The organism is Modestobacter sp. SYSU DS0511 (assembly GCF_054050755.1).
Genome location: NZ_JBJGZY010000062.1, coordinates 1 through 16,006, shown reverse-complemented (window position 1 = coordinate 16,006; position 16,006 = coordinate 1). Strand labels below are relative to the sequence as shown.

Annotated in this window: 18 protein-coding genes; 8 read left to right on the top strand and 10 right to left on the bottom strand. The window is 74.3% G+C overall.

Going from position 1 to position 16,006, the window contains the following annotated elements:
- Positions 1-120: 120 nt before the first annotated feature.
- Entirely contained in the window at positions 121-1,890 is a 1,770-nt protein-coding gene (locus ACI783_RS19380; protein ID WP_457141966.1) for an FAD-dependent oxidoreductase, read from the bottom strand.
- 228 nt (positions 1,891-2,118) lie between these two features.
- Between ACI783_RS19380 and ACI783_RS19375 the strand changes: the two genes are divergently transcribed.
- A complete protein-coding gene (locus tag ACI783_RS19375; protein WP_457141965.1) occupies positions 2,119-2,961 on the top strand; it encodes an IclR family transcriptional regulator domain-containing protein in 843 nt (280 codons plus the stop codon).
- A gap of 10 nt (positions 2,962-2,971) precedes the next feature.
- Here ACI783_RS19375 and ACI783_RS19370 read toward each other — a convergent pair whose 3' ends face one another.
- From ACI783_RS19370 to ACI783_RS19350, 5 genes are read right to left on the bottom strand one after another with little or no spacing between them, the layout of a single operon-like run.
- Positions 2,972-3,955 (bottom strand): quinone oxidoreductase family protein, encoded by a 984-nt coding sequence (locus ACI783_RS19370; RefSeq protein WP_457141964.1) that lies wholly within the window; start codon positions 3,953-3,955, stop codon positions 2,972-2,974.
- Positions 3,956-3,972: 17 nt separating this feature from the next.
- Positions 3,973-4,332 carry a hypothetical protein gene (locus ACI783_RS19365; protein WP_457078909.1) on the bottom strand — a complete coding sequence of 120 codons (360 nt, stop codon included), beginning with the start codon at positions 4,330-4,332 and terminating at the stop codon, positions 3,973-3,975.
- The gene (locus tag ACI783_RS19360) at positions 4,329-5,225 is read right to left on the bottom strand and encodes a DODA-type extradiol aromatic ring-opening family dioxygenase (protein WP_457141963.1); all 897 of its coding nucleotides are present in this window, start codon (positions 5,223-5,225) and stop codon (positions 4,329-4,331) included. The genes ACI783_RS19365 and ACI783_RS19360 overlap by 4 nt, the downstream gene beginning before the upstream one ends.
- Positions 5,218-6,075 (bottom strand): citryl-CoA lyase, encoded by an 858-nt coding sequence (locus tag ACI783_RS19355; RefSeq protein ID WP_457141962.1) that lies wholly within the window; start codon positions 6,073-6,075, stop codon positions 5,218-5,220. Before ACI783_RS19355 ends, ACI783_RS19360 begins: the two co-directional genes overlap by 8 nt.
- On the bottom strand, positions 6,072-7,265 hold the full coding sequence (locus ACI783_RS19350) for a CaiB/BaiF CoA transferase family protein (RefSeq protein ID WP_457141961.1): 1,194 nt from the start codon (positions 7,263-7,265) through the stop codon (positions 6,072-6,074). The genes ACI783_RS19355 and ACI783_RS19350 overlap by 4 nt, the downstream gene beginning before the upstream one ends.
- 233 nt (positions 7,266-7,498) lie before the next feature.
- Between ACI783_RS19350 and ACI783_RS19345 the strand changes: the two genes are divergently transcribed.
- From ACI783_RS19345 to ACI783_RS19335, 3 genes are all read left to right on the top strand, one after another.
- Positions 7,499-9,001 (top strand): amidohydrolase family protein, encoded by a 1,503-nt coding sequence (locus ACI783_RS19345; protein WP_457141960.1) that lies wholly within the window; start codon positions 7,499-7,501, stop codon positions 8,999-9,001.
- 124 nt (positions 9,002-9,125) lie between these two features.
- Entirely contained in the window at positions 9,126-9,530 is a 405-nt protein-coding gene (gene sodN, locus ACI783_RS19340) for a superoxide dismutase, Ni (RefSeq protein WP_457141959.1), read from the top strand.
- Positions 9,527-10,045 (top strand): flavin reductase family protein, encoded by a 519-nt coding sequence (locus ACI783_RS19335; RefSeq protein WP_457141958.1) that lies wholly within the window; start codon positions 9,527-9,529, stop codon positions 10,043-10,045. Before sodN ends, ACI783_RS19335 begins: the two co-directional genes overlap by 4 nt.
- Here the strand turns inward: ACI783_RS19335 and soxR are convergent.
- The 4 genes from soxR to ACI783_RS19315 are packed head-to-tail and all read right to left on the bottom strand — an operon-like array spanning position 9,965 to position 13,507.
- The gene (soxR, locus tag ACI783_RS19330; protein WP_457141957.1) at positions 9,965-10,531 is read right to left on the bottom strand and encodes a redox-sensitive transcriptional activator SoxR; all 567 of its coding nucleotides are present in this window, start codon (positions 10,529-10,531) and stop codon (positions 9,965-9,967) included. The two genes, ACI783_RS19335 and soxR, sit on opposite strands and share 81 nt — an antisense overlap.
- Entirely contained in the window at positions 10,528-11,898 is a 1,371-nt protein-coding gene (locus tag ACI783_RS19325) for an FAD-dependent oxidoreductase (protein WP_457141956.1), read from the bottom strand. The genes soxR and ACI783_RS19325 overlap by 4 nt, the downstream gene beginning before the upstream one ends.
- Complete coding sequence (locus tag ACI783_RS19320; RefSeq protein WP_457141955.1) at positions 11,895-12,449, bottom strand: NAD(P)H-dependent oxidoreductase; 555 nt, start codon at positions 12,447-12,449, stop codon at positions 11,895-11,897. Before ACI783_RS19320 ends, ACI783_RS19325 begins: the two co-directional genes overlap by 4 nt.
- Complete coding sequence (locus ACI783_RS19315) at positions 12,446-13,507, bottom strand: LLM class flavin-dependent oxidoreductase (protein WP_457141954.1); 1,062 nt, start codon at positions 13,505-13,507, stop codon at positions 12,446-12,448. The genes ACI783_RS19320 and ACI783_RS19315 overlap by 4 nt, the downstream gene beginning before the upstream one ends.
- Positions 13,508-13,597: 90 nt before the next feature.
- Between ACI783_RS19315 and ACI783_RS19310 the strand changes: the two genes are divergently transcribed.
- The 4 genes from ACI783_RS19310 (at position 13,598) to ACI783_RS19295 (ending at position 15,881) form a co-directional block, all read left to right on the top strand.
- Positions 13,598-14,068: a MarR family winged helix-turn-helix transcriptional regulator gene (locus ACI783_RS19310; protein ID WP_457141953.1), complete on the top strand. Its 471-nt coding sequence runs from the start codon at positions 13,598-13,600 to the stop codon at positions 14,066-14,068.
- Positions 14,069-14,163: 95 nt separating this feature from the next.
- Positions 14,164-14,493, top strand: a complete 330-nt coding sequence (locus tag ACI783_RS19305; RefSeq protein ID WP_457141952.1) for a putative quinol monooxygenase — start codon at positions 14,164-14,166, stop codon at positions 14,491-14,493.
- A gap of 57 nt (positions 14,494-14,550) precedes the next feature.
- Complete coding sequence (gene pdxY, locus ACI783_RS19300) at positions 14,551-15,402, top strand: pyridoxal kinase PdxY (protein ID WP_457141951.1); 852 nt, start codon at positions 14,551-14,553, stop codon at positions 15,400-15,402.
- 2 nt (positions 15,403-15,404) lie between these two features.
- Positions 15,405-15,881 carry a heme-degrading domain-containing protein gene (locus ACI783_RS19295; protein ID WP_457141950.1) on the top strand — a complete coding sequence of 159 codons (477 nt, stop codon included), beginning with the start codon at positions 15,405-15,407 and terminating at the stop codon, positions 15,879-15,881.
- Positions 15,882-16,006 lie beyond the last annotated feature (125 nt).

The window sequence follows — 16,006 nt, the reverse complement described above, 5'->3', positions numbered from 1 at the left end:
GTGCAGTGGCCCCCCCCCCGCCCCGCCCCCGCCCCCCCGCCCCCCGCCCCCCCCGCCCCCCCCCCCCCCCCGCCCCCCCCCCCCCCGGCCGCACCACCCCGGCCGCCGTGCTCGGGAGGGTCACGCCCTCCCGAGCACAGTGGTCAGCGCCGTCCGCAGCCAGTCGGCGGCCTGCCCGGCCGACTCCGGCGCATCGAGGTGGCGGGCGGCGACGTAGCAGTCCGGCCGCACCAGGAGCACCCCCGCGTCGCCGATCTCCCGTCGTTCCGCCCAGGTGCCGTAAGGGTCCTCGAACGGCTCCCCCGGCCCGATCGACACCGGGGTGATCGAGAGCCCCAGCTCCTCCCCCAGGGCGGCCGCCGCGTCCACCCACGGGCGCCCACCGATCCCGGTGACCACGCTGAACCGGCCGGAGCCGACCAGGTCGAGGGTCGACACCCGGTGGCCGGCCCGGGTCACCCAGGTGTGCGGCAGCTTGGCGCCGGGCCACGTGGTGGGCTGGGCGTAGAGCACCGGGTCCCGTCGGTACGCCGGCATCGGCGTCCCGTCGGGCACGACGGCGCCGGAGGCGTAGCGCTGGTTGTGCTCGACACCGTGCGCGTCGAACTCGTGCGCCTTGTAGGCGATCGCCTCCCGCAGCGCCGCCCGCACCTCCTCCCCCTCCGGCCCCGGCGCCTTGCGCAGCGCGAGCTGCTGCGCCAGCCGGTCGACGTCGGTCGTGTCGGTCAGGTCGAGGGCGGCGAGGATGCGCCCGGTGTCGGCGATGCTCTGGTTGGCCCGCTCGACGATCTGCCGGGCGATCGGCGCCCGCTCGGCGTCGTAGCTGTCCAGCAGCTGGGGCGAGGCCGTGCCGGCCACCACGTGCGCGAGCTTCCAGGCCAGGTTGTAGGAGTCCTGAATGGAGGTGTTGGAGCCCAGTCCGTTCGTCGGCGGGTGCCGGTGCACCGCGTCACCGGCGCAGAACACCCGCCCCTGGGACAGCGTGGTGGCGAAGTGGTGGTTCACCGTCCACGGCGAGCGGGAGGTCACCTCCATCTCGAAGTCGTCGGTGCCCACCAGGGCCACGGCGAGCTCCCGGACGACGTCGTCGGTGAGCGTGGGCGGCCCGGCGGCGACCTCGTAGCCCCACATCAGCATCCACTCGGTCCACGGCTTGATCATCCGCAGCACGCCGAGGCCGACGCCCTCCTTCTCCGCGCCGGGCTGCAGCATCCAGTACAGGACCGAGGGGCGGTGCGCGACCAGGTGGGTGAGGTCGGCCCGGAAGACGATGCTCAGCGCGCCGGCCACCGCACCGGGGCCCTCGAAGGGCAGGTCGAGGTCGGCGGCGACGGCGCTGCGCGCGCCGTCGGCGCCGACCAGGTACTGCGACCGGATCGTGTACTCGGCACCGGTCAGCCGGTCGCGCACCGTCGTCGTCACACCGTCGTCGTCCTGCACGTGGCGCAGGTACTCGGTGTCGAACCGCAGCCGGGCGCCCCGCTCCTGGGCGGCCTTGGCCAGCACCGGCTCGGTGATCGTCTGCGGCGCGTCGAGCATGGTGCAGGGGCTGGCCAGCTCGTAGTCGGCGTGGCGCACGGTGTCGGTGCCCCAGGAGGGGATCCGGCCCAGTTCCTCACCGGCGAGGCTGGTGCAGAAGGTGGTGTTGCCCATCTGCTCCCACGGGGTGGCCAGCGCAAGCAGCGTCTCCTCGACGCCCATGTCGCGCATCGCCTCCATCGTGCGCTGGTTGGTGATGTGCGCGCGGGGGGTGTCCGACAGCCGGCTGTACTTGGTGACCAGCACGGTGCGGGTGCCGTAGCTGGCCAGGAAGAGCGCGGCCGACGCACCCGCCGGGCCTGATCCGACCACGAGCACGTCGGTCTCGACGTCGGCTCCGCCAGCGCTCATCTGCATCTCCCGGGGGCTGCGAGGGTGGTGCGTACGGCGGTCCGTGATACGGCCGCCTCAGGCCTACCGACACCCGCTCGGTGTGTCAAGGGTCACACGCCTTCGCCGTACCGGCACGGACGACGCGATAGTTGAACGGACGACTGTCCGTTGGTGCGTCCGCAGGGGTGACCGCCCGTCCACCCCGTGCCATCCTGAGCGCGGCCGGACGACGGAAGGGGGCCACCGATGGCAGGGCGCGGCAGCGGGCCGGACTTCGTGGAGGCCCTCGCGCGCGGGCTCGACGTGCTGGCGTGCTTCGGCGCCGATCGGCCGACGATGACGCTGAGCGAGGTGGCCACCGCGGCCGGGCTGGCCCGGCCCACCGCCCGGCGGTTGCTGCTCACGCTCGAGGAGCTGGGGTTCGTCCGCACCGCCGGGAACGGGTTCCAGCTGACCCCGAAGGTGCTCACCCTCGGCATGGCCTACGTCGGTGCACTGGGCCTGTGGGAGATCGCCCGGCCGCACCTGGAGAACCTGGTCGCCCAGACCGGGGAGTCGTCGTCGATGGCCCAGCTCGACGGCTCGGACATCGTCTACGTCGCCCGGGTCGCCGTGCCGAAGCTGATCGCGCTGCGCGTGGAGATCGGCACCCGCTTCCCAGCGGCGCAGACGTCGCAGGGCAAGGTGCTGCTGGCCGCCCTCTCCCCCGCCGAGCTGGACACCGTGCTCGCCCAGCCCAGCCGTGCCGGGCTGCCGCCCTACATCGGCTCCTCGGCCGAGCAGCTGCACAGCGAGCTCACCGAGGTGCGGGCGCGGGGCTGGGCGCTGGCCGACGAGGAGCTGGCGCCCGGTGTCCGCTCGGTCGCCGTCCCGGTCCGCGACGGCTCCGGCGCCGTGCGCGCCGCGATGAACGTGACCGTGCACGCCGCGGAGACCAGCACCGACCGGCTGCTCGGCGAGCACCTGCCGCGGCTGCTGCGCACCGCCGGTGAGGTCAGCGCCGAATGGGCGCTGTGGCAGTCGCGCCCGCACGTGACCATGACCCGTCCCACCGAGCCCCGCACCGGCGGAGCCCGCGGCACCGCCTGACCCCCGGGAGTCAGGCGGGGAGCAGCACCTGCCGTCGCCCGCCGCCGGCGGCGGTGGCCGCCCACGCCTCGGGCGCGCGTTCCAGCGGCAGCACCTCGTGGTCGACGCCCAGCGCGCCGGCCGCCGCGTGCCCGAGCACTGCGGTCAGCGCCGCGGCCCGCTGCTCCGCGGTCAGCGCGTTGTTCGTGTAGCCGAGCACGTCCGCGGTGCGGCTGCGCAGCACCGCGGAGGAGAACTCGGCGGCGTCGGAGCCGGAGCCGCCCAGGTTCACCAGCCGGCCGCCGGAGGCGAGCACCCGGCTGGCCGCGGTGGCCGCCTCGCCGAAGACCGGGTCGACGACGACGTCCACCGCGCCTCCGCACGCGGCGCCGAGCCGTTCGGTGAGCGCGGCGACGTCCCCGCCGGTGCGCACCACCTCGTCGGCGCCGGCGCGGGAGGCCCGCTCCGCGGCGGCGTCGGACCGGCACAGCCCCACCACCCGGCCGGCGCCCAGTGCCCGGGCGGCGCCGACGGCGACCTGGCCGACCGCCCCGCCGGCGCCGAGCACCAGCACCGTCTCCCCCGGCTGCAGCCGGGCGCGCCAGGTCAGCGACATCCACGCGGCGACGGCGGACAGGCCGAGGGCCGCCACCATGGCGTCGGGCACGGCGTCGGGCACCCCGTCGGGCAGCGGCACCACGTCGGCGTCCGGGACGGCGCACCGCTCGGCGAGGCTGCCGTCAGCGGGCGCCATGCCCGCGGAGGTGGCGAACCAGACCCGGGTGCCGGCCGCCAGCGCGCCCGACTCCTCGACCACCCCGACGCCCTGCACGCCCGGGACGTAGGGCACCGCCGGGCGCCCGAAGTAGGAGGTGCCCGAGGCGCACAGCAGGTCCAGCGGGACCACCGGCGCCGCGGTCACCCGCACCGTCGTCGACCCCGGGCCGGCTCCCGGGGCGGGGTGCTCCCCCACCACCGGCGGCCGGCCCGGCTCCTGCACCAGGACCGCGCGCACGTCAGGTGGCCCGCACGTCAGGTCGCGATGTCCGGGTACGGCATGGAGATGTGCTGCATCGCCCTGCCGTAGGCCTTCTGGTACTCCAGCGGCCCGTGGTCGCGCTCGAACATGGCGATGAACAGGGTCAGCGTGAGGAACGGGTGCGCCCCCAGCTGGAACAGTGCCACGTGGTCGTGCTCGCGCAGCGCCCGCCGCTCCTCCTCGGTGAACGCCAGCCAGGTCGTCTTCTCGTCGACGATGCAGTTGAGCAGTTGGTTCGCCCGCTCGCGCTCCCACCACTCGACGGTTCCGGCCGGGTCCTCGCGGTACCGCTCGACCAGCTCGGGGTCGCGGTCGACGGTGTAGAGGAACTTGTCCAGCAGGTACTTGCTCACGCCTGCGCCTCCGTCCCGCGCTGCGCCGTCGCAGCCGGTGCCCCGTTGGGGTACCAGGTGAAGTAGGCCTCCATGGTGTGGAACAGGTCCAGGCTGTCCACGTGGTCGGCCTTCTGGCCCTCCCCGGCGACGCCCATCATCAGCATGAAGTCCATGAAGCCGTGGGTGGCGTTGCCCGGGTGGTGCAGCGACTCCAGCGAGACCTCGGCCAGGCAGCCCTCGATGTCGCCGCTGGCGATCCACTCGACGGCCTTGCGGTCGAACTCCGGGTCGGGCCCGTGCTCCCCGAACTGGCGCGGCCCGCCGAGCTCGAGGCTGAGGTGGCCGGTGCCGATGATCGCCACGCGCTGGTCGGACTCCCAGGACTCGACCCAGGTGCGCAGCGCCTTGCCGAGCTGGACGAACCGCTTCGGCTGCGGCAGCGGCGGGGCGAAGATGTTCGTGTACACCGGCACGATCGGCAGGTCGGCCTCCGGCCGCAGCGCGATGATCGGGCAGGTGACGCTGTGGTCGATCCGCAGCTCGTTGCTGAAGGCCAGGTCGAACCCGTCGTCCAGCCCGGTGCGGAGGATGTGCGCGGCCAGGTCCTCCTGACCACGCAGGGTCATCTTCGGCAGGCCGAACTCGCGTTCCTCGTTGTACCAGTTGGCGTCGAAGAAAGGCGCCTTGCCGACGAGGAACTGCGGCATGTTGTCCAGCCACAACTGGTGGAAGTGGTCGCTGCCGACCATCACCAGCACGTCGGGCTCGGCGCGGTTGAGCGTCTCGGCGAACGCCTCCTGCTTGGCCACCCACTCGTCGGCGAACGGCGGCCGGTCGGCACCGGTCGACGTCTTGGCCCGGTAGTAGAACGGGTGGTGGGTGGACGCGATGACCGCGGCCAGCTCAGCCATGAGTACCTCCGTTGGTCTGAGTAGGAGGAGGAATGGACGGAAGAGCGTCGGGGACGTACGGGTCGGGGTCGACGGACCGGTTGTTCAGGTCGACGGAGAGGAAGACGTCGTTGGCCACCGGGTGGCGCAGCTCCTCGGCCAGCTGGCCGATGAGCCCGGCGGTGCGGGCCAGCAGCGCGAAACCGCGCAGCAGCTCCAGCGGCAGGCCGAGGTCGGCGAGCGCGGCACCGCAGACGCCGGCGCCGTTGAGCGGCAGGGTCTTGCCGAGCACCTGGGGGTGCACCCGGCCGATGGCGGCGAACAGCGACAGGTGCGGGCCGTAGAGGCCCTCCTCCGCGGCGATCTCGAACAGCCGCGGGGTGCGCGGGTCGCCCTGCTTGTGCACGTGGTGGCCGAGCCCCGGCACGAACCGCCGGGCGGCGCGCTGCGCGGTGACGGTCTCCAGGGCCAGGGCGTCCCAGCCGGCGTCGTCGGTGGGCAGGTCGCCGTCCACGCCGGTGAGCACCTCGTGCAGGAACCGGCCGCAGTCCTCGGTGACACCGAGGAAGCGCGAGCCGCCGCCGAGCAGTCCGGCGGCCAGCGCGCCCTGCACCGAGTCGGGCGCGGACAGCCAGGTCAGGCGGGTGACGATCGCCGTCGGGGTGAAGCCGTGGTCGGCGAGCGCCGCCAGCACCGCCTCGAAGACGCGGGTCTCCCCCGGGGTGGGACGGCGCTGGGTGGCCAGCCAGAACGCCAGCTCGCCGAAGCCCACCGAGCCCATGACGTCGCGGGCGAGGTCGGTGCCGAGCAGGGTGATCGACTCCAGGCTCGAGGCCCCCAGCGCGGTGGGGTACTCGGGGCGGTCGCTCATCGCGCGTCCTCCCGCGGCCCGGTCAGCCAGCGCCGGAGCTCCGCGCCGTGCTCGTCCAGCCCGGGCGGGGGCAGCCGGTAGTCGGCCGGGGTGGCGGAGAAGGTGATCGGGTTGCGGACCGAGGGGACGGCCGAGCTGCCGTCGCCGACCGACACGACCGGGTCCAGCCCGATCCGCTCGGCGAACGCGACTCCCTGGTCCACGGTGTTGATGGGACCACACGGGACGCCCGCGGCGATGATCTCGGCGAACCACTCGTCCTTGGTGCGCGTGCGCAGCCGCTCGACCAGCAGCGGGCGGAGCTCGTCCCGGTTGGCGGTGCGGTCCTCGTTGCGGCTGAACCGCGGGTCGTCGGCGAGCTCGGGCACACCGAGCACCTCGACCAGCTTGCGGAACTGCCCGTTGTTGCCGGCGGTGATGATCAGGTCGCCGTCCGAGCACGGCAGGGGCTCGTAGGGGAACAGGCTGGGGTGGCTGTTGCCCATCCGGAACGGCACCACCCCGCCGGCCACCACAGCGCTGGCGTGGTTGACCAGCCCGGACAGCGCCGAGGACAGCAGGTTCACCTCCACGTGCTGCCCGCGGCCGGTCTCGTGCCGGGCGTTGAGGGCGGACAGGACGCCGATGGTGGCGTGCAGCCCGGCCATCACGTCGAACACCGAGATGCCGGCCCGGTACGGGTCGCCGTCGGGGTCGCCGGTGAGGCTCATCAGCCCCGAGATCGCCTGCACGATGAGGTCGTAGCCGGGCAGCTCGGCGCCGCCGGGCTGGCTGCCGAACCCGGTGATCGAGGCGTAGACGACCGCTGGGTTGGTCGCGCTGACCGTCGCGTAGTCCAGGCCGAAGCGGGCCAGGCCGCCGGTCTTGAAGTTCTCCACGACGACGTCGGCGCGCCGGGCCAGCTCGCGCGCCACGGCGACGTCGTCGGGGTCCTTCAGGTCCAGGGCGATGGACCGCTTGTTGCGGTTGACGCCCAGGTAGTAGGTGGAGATGCCCTCGCGCACCGGCGGCTGCCAGGTGCGGGTGTCGTCGCCGTTGGGGCCCTCCACCTTGACCACCTCCGCCCCGAGGTCGGCCAGCAGCATGGTCGCGTAGGGGCCGGCCAGGATCCGGGAGAAGTCGGCGACCAGCAGGCCGCTGAGCGGGCCCGGACGGGGGGCGGCGCTGGGCGGACCGGGGTGCTCGGGCATCGGGACAGGCACTCCTCGACGGTGGGGCCGCCATGCGGACGGCCGTCCGGCGGACGCCCGGAGTCTTCGACGGCGCGCCTCCGGTGTCAACCCCGGCGATGGCGCGGCGCCGGCCGTGCGCCCACACGACATGCTCCCCTTGACATGTGGCGGGCGCCACGAAGAAGGTGAGCCCGCATGTGGTGACCGTCGGACGGACGCCCGTCCGCAAGCCTCGATCCCCTGGAGGAACCGTGTCCGATCCCGACACCGGAGTCGCGGACCAGCCGGCCGGCCGGCCCGTCGTGCTGCGTGGCGGCACCGTGCTGACCATGGACGACGCACACACCGTCCTGCACGAGGCCGACGTGCTGGTGGTCGACGACCGCATCGCCGCCGTCGGCACCGCCCTCGAGGTGCCCGCCGGGACCCTGGAGATCGACGCCACCGGCGGCATCGTGATGCCCGGCATGATCGACACCCACCGGCACATGTGGCAGACCGCGATGCGGGGCTACGGCGCCGACTGGACGCTCACCCAGTACTTCGTCTGGTACTACCTCGAGCACGGCAAGGCGTTCCGCCCCGAGGACGTGCACGCGGGCAACCTGGTGTCGGCGTGGGACGCGCTGGAGGCCGGCGTCACCACCACCGTCGACTGGTCGCACGGCCTGCAGACGGTCGACCACGCCGAGGCGGCCGCCGACGCGCTGCTCGCCGTCCCCGGCCGGTTCGTGCTCGCGTACGGCAACATCCAGGCCGGGCCGTGGGAGTGGGCCGCCGACCCGGCCGTGCAGGGCTTCCTCACCCGGCGCCGCGACGAGGGCCGGCTCGGCCTGCAGTTGGCCTTCGACGTCACCGGTGACCCGGCGTTCCCGGAGAAGGCGGCCTTCGAGGTGGCCCGGGAGCTGGGCCTGCCGGTGACCACCCACGCCGGCGTGTGGGGAGCGACCAACGACGACGGCATCCGGCTCATGCACGAGAACGACTTCATGACCCCGGAGACGGTGTACGTGCACGCCGCGACGCTGACCACCGACTCCTACCACCGGATCGCCGCGACCGGCGGCTCGATCTCGGTCTCCACCGAGTCCGAGCAGAGCGCCGGGCAGGGGTACCCGCCCACCTGGCAGGTGCGCCGGCACGACATCCCGGTGTCGCTGTCGATGGACACCAGCGTCTGGTGGAGCGGCGACCTGTTCTCCGCGATGCGGACGACACTGGGCGCGGACCGCTCGCGCGAGCACCTGGAGGCACACGCCAAGGGCGAGACCGTCACCCACGTGCACCTGCGCGCCGAGCAGGTCGTCGACTGGGCCACCCGCGGTGGCGCGAAGGCGCTGGGCCGCGACGACCTCGGCAGCCTCGAGGTGGGCAAGAAGGCCGACGTCGTGCTGATCAAGAACGACGCGTCCCCGGTGTCCTTCCCGCTGCTGAACCCCTACGGCCACGTGGCCTTCCAGGCGCAGCGGGGCGACGTGCACACCGTGCTGGTCGACGGCCGGGTGGTGAAGTCCGCGCACCGCCTGGTCGGCGCCGATCTGCCCGCGGTGCGCGCCACCGTCGAGTCGACCGTGGAGCACCTGCGCTCGACCCTCGGCGAGGAGGTGTGGGCCTCGGGCATGAACCCGGACCTCCCCGGCGACGAGGTGCTGGACAACCCGTACACCTACACCGAGTACAAGTCGCACTCCACGCACGGCGCGCGCGGCGGCGTCTTCGGCGAGCCCTCCGACGACGTGCACACCCGGCACTGAGCCCCCGCCCCGCCGCCCGCGCCCCACCGGCCGGGCGGCGGGGTTGCGCTCATGTGCACTCGAGGGGGTTGGCTCAGGCGGACGCCGGCCGCACCGGTCGGCGCCGTCCGAGAGGAGCCCCCCGATGCCCCGACTCCGCGCGCTGTTCTCGCGCACGACCGTCTCGGCCCACTGCGACCTGCCCTGCGGCGTCTACGACCCGGCCCAGGCCCGCATCGAGGCCGAGTCGGTGAAGGCGATCCAGGAGAAGTACCAGGCCAGTGACGACGAGGTCTTCCGGACCCGCTGCATCCTGATCAAGGAGCAGCGGGCCGACCTGGTCAAGCACCACCTGTGGGTGCTGTGGACCGACTACTTCAAGCCCCCGCACTTCGAGAAGTACCCGCAGCTGCACGAGCTGTTCAACAAGGCCACCAAGCAGGCCGGCGCCGCCGGCGGCAAGGGCAGCATGGACCCCGCCGAGGGTCAGAAGCTGCTCGACGCCATCGCCGAGATCGACAGGATCTTCTGGGAGACCAAGGCGGCGTGAGGAAGGACCTCCCTGCCCCCCGGACGGCGGCGGTCCCGGCCGGCGCCCTCCGGGGGGCGTTCGGGGCGGTGCCGACCGGCGTGGTCGCCGTCGGCGGCCTGATCGACCGCGCCCTCGACGGCACTGCGCCGCTGGCGATGGTGGCCTCCACCTTCACCGGCGTCTCGCTGGACCCGCCGCTGGTGTCGCTGTGCGTCCAGCACGGCATCCGCACCTGGCCGGCGCTGCGCGCGCTGCCCCGGCTGGGGATCAGCGTGCTCGCCGAGGGGCAGGGCGAGCTGGCGCGAGCCCTCGCCTCGCGCCGTCCCGAGCGGTTCGACGCGGTCGACTGGACCGCCACCGCCGACGGCGCGCTGCGCATCGAGCCCGCGACGGCGTGGTTCGACTGCGCGGTGGAGTCCGAGCTGCCGGCCGGGGACCACCTGATCGTGCTGCTACGGGTGCTCGACCTCGACGTCGTGCCGGGGCGGGCGCCGCTGGTCTGGCACGGCAGCGCGTTCGCCGCCCTGGGCTGAGCCGGGCGCCGGTCGGTCGGGGCGAGCGGCCCGCCGGGGCGTCTGCCACCGGGCTCCGGCGCCCAGCGCCCCGGCCGCGTCCCCGGAGTTGACCAGCGAACAGGTGGCCAGCGACAGGCACCCGCAGCCGATGCACGAGCCGAGGTCGACCCGCAGCCGCTGCAGGCCGGCGACCGCCTCGTCCACCCGCGCCAGCCAGGTGGCGGTCAGCCGGGACCACTCCTCGGCGGTCGGCGCCCGGTCGGCGGGCACCTCCGCGAGCAGCTGCTGGATCTCCGCCAGCGACAGCCCGACCCGCTGGGCTGCGGCGACGACCGCGAGTCGCCGGAGCACGTGCCGGGCGAAGAACCGCTTGTTGCCCGGCCCGCGCACGGAGGCGACCAGCCCGCGGGACTCGTAGAAGCGCAGCGTCGGCAGGCTGAGCCCGCTGCGCCGGGACACCTCGCTGATGCTCAGCAGCCCGGCACCGGCAGCGGGCGCGGTCACTCCGCGACCGGTCCCCGCGCCGCGCGGAGCAGCTCCGCCCGGTCGACCACCTTGACCCGCTCCCGCCCGGCTCGCTCGCCGAGCGAGCGCTCGAAGGCGTCCACCAGCTCCCAGCCGGCCCACTCGACCAGGTGCACGCCGCGCCGGCGCAGCAGCGCCGGGACGGCCTCCGGGTCCCGCTGGGCGGCGCGGGGCAGCCCGGGCAGGTCGGCGACCAGGTGCCCGACCGTCTCCGCGGCGTCGGACTTGGTGTGCCCGATCAGGCCGACCGGCCCGCGCTTCACCCAGCCGCTGGCGTAGAGCCCCGGCAGCGCCGAGCCGTCCGGCCCCAGCACCCGCCCCTCCGCGTTGGGCACGAGCCCGGCGACGGCGTCGAACGGCACGCCGGGCAGCGGGGAGCTGCGGTAGCCGACCGCGCGGTAGACCGCCTGCACGTCGAGCACGGAGGTCTCCCCGGTGTCGACGACGGTGCCGTCGCCGGTCAGCGCCGTGCGGGCCAGCTCCACGCCGGTCACCCGGTCGGTGCCCAGCAGCCGCGCCGGTCGGGTGAGGAAGTGCAGGTGCAGCCGCCGCGGCGCGGCCCGGGCCGCCGGGTCCTGGGTGGCGAAGCCGGTGAGCGTCTCCACCAGCTGGGCCAGCTGGTGGGATGCGGCCACGGCCGCGCGCGACGCGTCGTCGAACTGCAGGTCGGCGGGGTCGACGACGACGTCGACGCCGGGCACCTCACCGAGTTCGCGCAGCTCCAGCGGCGTGAAGCGGGCCTGTGCCGGACCGCGGCGGGCGAGCAGGTGCACGTCGGTGACGGCGCTGGCGGCCAGCTGGGCGCGGACGGTGTCGGGCACGTCGGTGTCGGCGAGCCCCGCGTCGTCGCGGACCAGCATCCGGGCGACGTCCAGCGCGACGTTGCCGGCCCCGACGACGGCGACGACCGGGGTCTCCAGCGGCCAGTCGCGCGGGGCCTCGGGGTGACCGGCGTACCAGGAGACGAACTCCGCGGCCCCGTGCGACCCGGGGAGCTCGGCGCCCGGGACGCGCAGCTCGGCGTCGCGGTCCGCGCCCGTGGTGAGCACGACCGCGTCGTAGGCCGAGCGCAGGTCCGCCAGCGTCAGGTCGGTGCCGAACTCCACGTTGCCGAGGAACCGGATGCCCCCGCGGGCCACCATCCGGTGCAGCGACCTGGTGATCATCCGGGTGATCCGGGGGTGGTCGGGGGCGACGCCGTAGCGGACCAGCCCGAACGGCGCCGGCAGCCGCTCGAACAGGTCGACCTCCACGGCCACCTCCCGGTGCCGGCTCAGCGCGTCGGCGGCGAAGAACCCGGCCGGCCCGGCGCCGATCACCGCCACCCGGTACGGCGCGGCGCTCACGCGATCCCCGCGCGGGCGCGCAGCAGGTCGGCGACGTCGGCCAGGCCGACCTCCACCCGGCTGTACACCTCCGGGTCGAGCACCAGCGCGCCGTCGAAGGAGCCGGCGTTGGCGTAGAACGCGACCGGCACGGTCAGCGCCTGGAAGAAGGCGAACAGCGGCCGCAGCTGGTGCTCCAGCACCAGGGCGTGCCGGTCGCTGCCGCCGGTGGCCACCAGCAGCACGGGCTTGTTGGCCAGCGCGTACTGGTCGACCAGGTCGAACAGGTGCTTGAACATGCCGGGGTAGGACCCCCGGTAGACCGGCACCGCGGGGATCAGCAGGTCGGCGGTCTCGACCAGCCGCAGCGCCGCCTCGACGTCGGCGGGGACGTCGTCGCGGGTGACCGCGCCGGTGAAGCCGGCACCCAGCCCGTACACGTCGACCCGGTGCACCTCGATCGGCATGAGGTCGGCGAGGGTGTCGGTGACCACCCCGGCCAGGCCCATCGTCTTCGACCCCTCGGTGCGCGGACTGCCGTTGACGACGACGACCTGCAGCGCCCGGCTCACGCCCCGGCCCCCGCCGGCACCCGGACCTCCCGGCGCAGCACCGGGGCGACCTCGGTGCCGAACAGCTCGATCGCGGCCAGGTGATCGCGCTGCGGCACGCCACCGAAGCCCAGCTGGACGTTGGCGCGGGTCACGCCGTACAGCTCGGCGAAGGTGGCGATCTTGTCGATGACCTCCTGCGGGCTGCCCACGACGAGGCCGCCGCCGGGGGTGGCCTGCGCGTCGAACGCGCGTCGCGGCAGGTCGAAGCCGCGGCCGCGCTGGTGGTTGTTCTCCCGCATGCCCACGGAGAAGTACGGGAACATCGTGTCCCGCGCCGCCTGGCTGGTCCGGCCGACGTAGCCATGGGTGTTGATGCTGATCGGCAGAGCCGCCGGGTCGTGCCCGGCCTGGGCCGCCGCCTGCCGGTAGTACCCGACGGTCGGCACGTGGGAGTTCACCGGGCCGAGCAGGATGGCCAGCGCCATCGGCAGCCCGAGCGCGCCGGCGCGCACCGCCGACGACGGCGTGCCCCCGACGCCCACCCAGATCGGCAGCTCCTCCTGCAGCGGGCGCGGGGCGACGTCGGCGGCCACCAGCGGGGCCCGGTGCCGGCCGGACCAGGTGACCGGGTTGGTGCCCCGGATGGCCAGCAGCAGGTCGAGCTTCTCGGCGAAGAGCTCCGCGTAGTCCTCCAGCGAGTAGCCGAACAGCGGGAAGGACTCGGTGTAGGAGCCGCGCCCGGCGATGAGCTCGGCCCGCCCGCCGGAGATCAGGTCGAGGGTGGCGAAGTCCTGGAACACCCGGACCGGGTCGTCGGAGCTGAGCACGGTCACCGCGCTGGTCAGCCGGATCCGCTCGGTGCGCGCGGCGGCGGCGGACAGCAGCGGCACCGGCGAGGAGGCGATGAAGTCCGAGCGGTGGTGCTCCCCCACGCCGAAGACGTCCAGCCCGACCTGGTCGGCGAGGACCGCCTGCTCGATCGTCTCGCGGACGCGGGTCTGCGGCGACGGCGTCGTGCCGGTGGACAGGTCCGGGGTCACCTCGCCGAAGGTGATGATGCCCAACTCGAAGGCCACGGGGCTCCCTCTCTCTCGTGCGGGTGGTCTGCGCACCACCGTACGCCGTTTTCCTGACGTGTCAGCGACTCGCCGGCTACCCTCGTCGGCATGGACGACGTCGCCTGGCTGGACGAGCGGGAGGAGCGGGTGTGGCGCGCCTTCCTGGCGCTGGGCCGCGCGGTGGACGTCGCCGTCGACCGGCAGCTCACCGCTGAGGGGCTCTCCACCGCGGAGTACGCGGTGCTCGCCTCGCTGTCGGAGGCGCCACAGGACGCGGTGCGGGCCCGGGAGCTCGCCCGCGAGATCGGCTGGGAGTCCAGCCGGCTGGCCCACCAGCTGCGCCGGATGGAGAAGCGCGGCCTGCTCACCCGCGGCCAGTGCCCCGACGACGCGCGGGGGACGATGGTGCACCTGACCGCCGAGGGGCGGGCGGCGCTCACCCGGGCCGCGCCGGGGCACGTGCGCACCGTCCGCGCGCACTTCGTCGACCTGCTCACCGCCGAGGAGCAGACGGCGCTGGCCGCGGTCCTGGAGCGCCTCGCCGCCGCCCGGGACGACGGCGGGACCGGACCGGGCTGAACGGGGCCGGTGCGCTCTCCGCGCGGAAAGCGCACCGAACCGCCTCGCTTTCCGCGCGGGAAGCGTGGCGGGGGCTCGCTGGCTAGCCTGGTCCGGTGATCCTGATCGTCGTGAAGTTCCCCGTCCGCCCCGAGTTCGCCGACCGCTGGCCCGAGCTGGTCGCCGAGTTCACCACCGCGGTGCGCGCCGAGCCCGGCAACGTCATGTTCGAGTGGTCGCGCAGCGTCGAGGAGCCGAACAGCTACCTGCTGGTGGAGGGCTTCGCCGATGCCGAGGCCGGTGCCACGCACACCTCGTCGGCGCACTTCCAGAAGGCGATCGGCGAGATGCCCGACTGGATCGCCGCGACCCCGTCGATCATGTACGTCGACTCCGCCGATCTCGCCGGCTGGGGCCCGATGGCCGAGGTCCAGCCTCGCGGCTGACCGCCGCCCGCGCACCGGCCGGGGCGAGCGCCCCGGCCGGTGTGCGACCGTTCCCCCATGGTGAACGTGCTGTCCATCCAGTCGCACGTGGCCTACGGCCACGCCGGCAACGCCTCGGCGGTCTTCCCGCTGCAGCGGCTGGGCATCGAGGTCTGGCCGGTGCACACCGTCCAGTTCTCCAACCACACCGGCTACGGCTCCTGGACCGGCCGGGTCTTCGACGGCCAGGCCGTCGAGGAGGTCGTGCAGGGCATCGCCGACCGCGGCGTGCTCGGCAGCTGCGACGCGGTGCTGTCCGGCTACATGGGCTCGGCCGACATCGGCCACGCGGTGATCGGCGCCGTCGCGAAGGTCCGCGCCGCCAACCCCGCCGCCGTCTGGTGCTGCGACCCGGTGATCGGTGACGTCGGGCGCGGCGTCTTCGTCCGGCCGGGCATCCCGGAGTTCATGCGCGAGGTCGCCGTCCCGGCCGCGGACCTGGTCACCCCCAACCACTTCGAGCTCGACCTGCTCGCCGGCACCCGCACCACCTCGCTGACGTCGGTGAAGGACGCCGTCGCCGCGGTGCAGGCGCTGGGCCCCCGCGTCGTGCTCACCACCTCGCTGATCGCCGAGGACACCCCCGACGACGCCGTCGACCTGCTGGCCTCGGAGGGCGGACGGCACTACCGGGTGCGCACCCCCCGCCTCGGGGTCTCGGTGAACGGCGCCGGCGATGCGATCGCCGCGCTGTTCCTCGCCCACTGGCTGGAGACCCGTTCGGCCGCCGAGTCGCTGGGCCGCGCGGCCGCATCGGTGTTCGGGCTGCTGCGCCGCACCGCCGAGGCGGGGTCCCGGGAGATCCTGCTGGTGGCCGCCCAGGACGAGTATGTCTCCCCCACCCAGACCTTCGACGTGACCGAGGTGTGACCGTGACCGACTTCCCACCGCTGACCGAGCTCGCCGCCCAGGAGGAGGAACTGCAGTTCCGCTCCTTTTCCAACGACGACGCCTGGGAGCTGGGTCTGGCCCTGGTCACCCGGGCCCGCGGCGAGGGGCTGCCGGTGGCCGTCGACATCAGCCGGAACGGCCACCAGCTCTTCCACGCCGCCCTGCCGGGGACGGCGCCGGACAACGACACCTGGATCCGCCGCAAGGCCGCCGTCGTCGACCGGTTCGGGCACAGCTCCCTCTACGTCGGGCAGCGGGCCCGCGAGGAGGGGACGACGTTCGAGGAGCAGTTCGGCCTGGACCCCGACCGCTACCGGGCGCACGGCGGGGCGTTCCCGGTGCTGGTACGCGACGTCGGCCCGGTCGGCGTCGTCGTGGTCTCCGGGTTGCCGCAGGTCGCCGACCACGAACTGGTGGTCGCCGTCCTGCGGGAGCACCTCGCGGCCCAGCCCGGCTGACCCGGGGGGGGGGGGGGGGGGGGGGGGGGGGGGGGGGGGGGGGGGGGGGGGGGGGGGGGGGGGGGGGGGGGGGGGGGCTGGGGGGGGAGTGTGGTTGTGTTTTGAGGCGACGAAGCGGACCCCGG